The 3,588-nt window shown below is 65.8% G+C and carries 1 protein-coding gene; it reads left to right on the top strand.

Going from position 1 to position 3,588, the window contains the following annotated elements; translation table 11 throughout:
* The coding region (locus EOA38_RS30725; RefSeq protein ID WP_145966137.1) for an NAD-glutamate dehydrogenase at positions 1-3,588 on the top strand (3,588 nt) is incomplete at both ends.

Genomic DNA, 3,588 nt, shown 5'->3' with positions numbered 1-3,588 from the left:
AACCAGGTCCGCGCCGCCGTCACCGACTGGAAACGGATGCTCGCCCGCCTCGACCAGGCCATTTCCGAATTCCGCTATTCGGCCGTGCCGCTCGACAAGAACAGCGTCGCCGAAGCGATCGCCTTCCTCGAATGGCTGCGCGACAACAATTTCACCTTTCTCGGCATGCGTGAGTTCAAATATGTCGGTGGTGAAGAGAGCGGCACGCTTGAGCGCGCCGACAAGCCAGGTCTCGGCATCCTGTCCGACCCCGATGTGCTGGTGTTGCGGCGCGGCACCGAGGCGGTGACGACGACGCCGGAAATCCGTGCCTTCCTGCACGGGCCTGAACCGCTGATCGTCACCAAGGCGAATGCCAAGTCCTCCGTGCATCGCCGCATCTACCTCGATTACATCGGCATCAAGACCTATACGGCCAAGGGCGCGCTTGCCGGTGAACTGCGCATCGTCGGCATGTTCACCTCGACCGCCTATACCCGCTCGGTGATGAAGATCCCCTATCTGCGCTCGAAGGCCGAAACGATCATCGCCAAGTCCGGCTTCAATCCGAGCGACCATTCCGGCAAGGCGCTGATCAACGTGCTGGAGAGCTATCCGCGCGATGAGCTCTTCCAGGTCCCGGTGCCCATCTTGAGGAAGCACGCCAGCGCCATTCTCGGGCTGATCGAACGTCCGCGCGTGCGGGCGCTGATCCGTCTCGACCAGTTCGACCGCTTCGTGTCCGTCCTCGTGTTCGTGCCGCGCGACCGCTACGACAGCGTCGTGCGCGAGAAGATCGGCACCTATCTCAAGACCGTGTTCGAGGGCCGGCTGTCGGCCTACTACCCGGCCTTCCCCGAGGGCGGGCTGGCGCGCGTGCATTTCATCATCGGCCGTTCCGGCGGCAAGACCCCGAAGATCGATCAGGCCGCCGTCGAGGCGGCTATCCGCGACATCGTGCGAACCTGGGAAGACGCGCTTTCCGAGGCGGCGGAGGCGGCCGGCAGCGATCCGATGCTGAAGGGCATCGCAGCGCGGTTCCCGGAAAGCTACCGCGATACCTTTTCGGCTTCGGTGGCGCTGGCCGATGCCGGACGCATCGCCGCAATCGGCCCCGACCATCCGATCGCCATCGACTATTACCGCCGCGCCGACCGGAAGCCGCACCAGGCGGCGCTGAAGATCTACCATTACGGCAGTCCGGTGGCGCTGTCGCGTCGCGTTCCGGTGCTGGAAAACATCGGCTTCCGCGTCATCAGCGAGCGCACCTTCGAGATCGCCGACGAAGGCTCCAGCAGGGTCTTCATCCACGACATGGAATTGGAGAACAGCTACGGCAAGGCAATCGATCTGTCCGACGGCGGCGCGCTGTTCGAGGATGCCTTCCTGGCGGTCTGGCGCGGCGATGTCGACAATGACGGCTATAACGGGCTTGCCCAGACCGCCGGGCTGTGGTCGAGCGAGATCGCCATCCTGCGCGCCTATGGCCGTTACCTGCAGCAGGCAGGCATTCCGCAGAGCCAGGATTTCATCGCCGCCGCGCTCAACCGCTATCCGGAGATCGCGCGCGGCCTGCATCAGCTGTTTGTCGCACGCCTCGGGCCGACGGCTGAAACCGAAGGCGTGGTCGCCGCAAAGCATCTCAAGGCCAAGATCAAGGACGCGCTGGAAGAGGTGCCCAACATCGATGACGACACCATTATCCGCCGCTACCTCAACCTGATCGAAGCCTCGCTGCGCACCAATCATTTCGTAGCCGATACGAAGGAGAAGGGGCAGTCGCTGGCGATCAAGCTCGACTCGCAGGCGGTCGATGGCCTGCCGGCTCCGCGGCCATGGCGCGAGATCTTCGTCTATGGCTCCGAGGTCGAGGGCGTGCATCTGCGCTTCGGCCCGGTGGCGCGCGGCGGCCTGCGCTGGTCGGATCGCGCCCAGGACTACCGCACCGAGGTGCTCGGCCTGGTCAAGGCGCAGCAGGTCAAGAACGCGGTCATCGTGCCGGTCGGCGCCAAGGGCGGCTTCTATCCGAAGAAGCTGCCGATGAGCGCCGGGCGCGACGCAATCTTCGAGGCCGGCACCTCGGCCTACAAGAACTTCGTCTCCAGCCTGCTTTCGATCACCGACAATATTGGCGTCGACGGCGTCATCCCGCCGGCCGGCGTGGTGCGTCGCGATCCTGACGATCCCTATTTCGTCGTCGCCGCCGACAAGGGCACGGCGACCTTCTCCGACACCGCCAACGCCATCTCCGAGAAGCACGGCTTCTGGCTGGACGATGCCTTCGCCAGCGGCGGCTCGGCCGGCTACGACCACAAGAAGATGGGCATCACCGCCAAGGGCGCGTGGGAAGCGGTCAAGCGGCATTTCCGCGAGATGAACCGCGACATTCAGGCCTCGCCCTTCACCGTGGTCGGCGTCGGCGACATGTCGGGCGACGTGTTCGGCAACGGCATGCTGTTGTCGCCGCAGACCAGGCTGATCGCCGCCTTCGATCATCGCGACATCTTCATCGATCCCGATCCGGATGTCGCGGCTTCGCTTGCCGAGCGCCAGCGCATGTTCGCGCTGCCGCGCTCGTCCTGGCAGGACTACGACAAGTCGAAACTGTCGGAAGGCGGCGTCATCGTCTCGCGCAGCCAGAAGTCGATCACGCTGCCGCCGGCGGCGGCCGCCGCGATCGGCCTTGGCAAGACCACCGCGACGCCGGTGGAGATCATCAACACCATCCTCAAGGCGCCGGTCGACCTTTTGTGGTTCGGCGGCATCGGCACTTATGTCAGGGCCTCCGGCGAAACCAACCAGGATGTCGGCGACCGCGCCAACGACGCCATCCGCGTCACCGCGCTCGACGTGCGCGCCAAGGTCATCGGCGAGGGCGCCAATCTCGGCGTCACGCAGCGGGCGCGCATCGAGTTCGGCATGAATGGCGGCCGCTGCAACTCCGACGCCATCGACAATTCGGGCGGCGTCAATTGCTCGGACGTCGAGGTCAACATCAAGATCGCGCTGGCATCCGCCATGCGCAAAGGCTCGCTGGCCCGGCCCGCGCGCAACAAGCTGCTCGCCGAGATGACCGACGAGGTGAGCGGGCTGGTGCTCTCCAACAACTACCAGCAGACGCTGGCGCTCTCGATGGCGCGCAAGCGCGGGCTGGCCGACATCGCGCACCAGGCCCGCTTCATGACGGCACTGGAAGCGCGCGGCCTGCTCGACCGAGCGGTCGAGACGCTGCCTTCGCCCGCAGCCCTTGCCGAGCGCGAGGCGCGCGGGGAGCCGCTGACCAGGGCCGAGCTCGGCGTGCTGCTTGCCTATGCCAAGATCGTGCTGTTCTCCGACATCGTCGCCAGCGACGTGCCGGACGATCCGCATTTCGACCGCGACCTGATGGGCTATTTCCCGGAGCGCATGGCAAAGAAATTCGCCGGCGAAATCCGCGACCACCGGCTGCGGCGCGAGATCATCGCGCGCGTCGTCGCCAACGACCTCGTCAACCGCGGCGGGCCTTCCTTCGTCAACCGGCTGCAGGAAGCCACGGGCCGCACCGCGGCCGACGTGGTCCGGACCTTCGCCGTGGTCCGCGACGGCTTCGCGCTGCCTGCGCTCTACAGG

Origin of the sequence: Mesorhizobium sp. M1E.F.Ca.ET.041.01.1.1 (assembly GCF_003997355.1) — a bacterium.
Classification (GTDB): Bacteria; Pseudomonadota; Alphaproteobacteria; order Rhizobiales; family Rhizobiaceae; genus Mesorhizobium.
The sequence above is the reverse complement of the archived record's forward strand: the minus strand, read 5'-3'. Positions and strand labels throughout refer to the sequence as shown.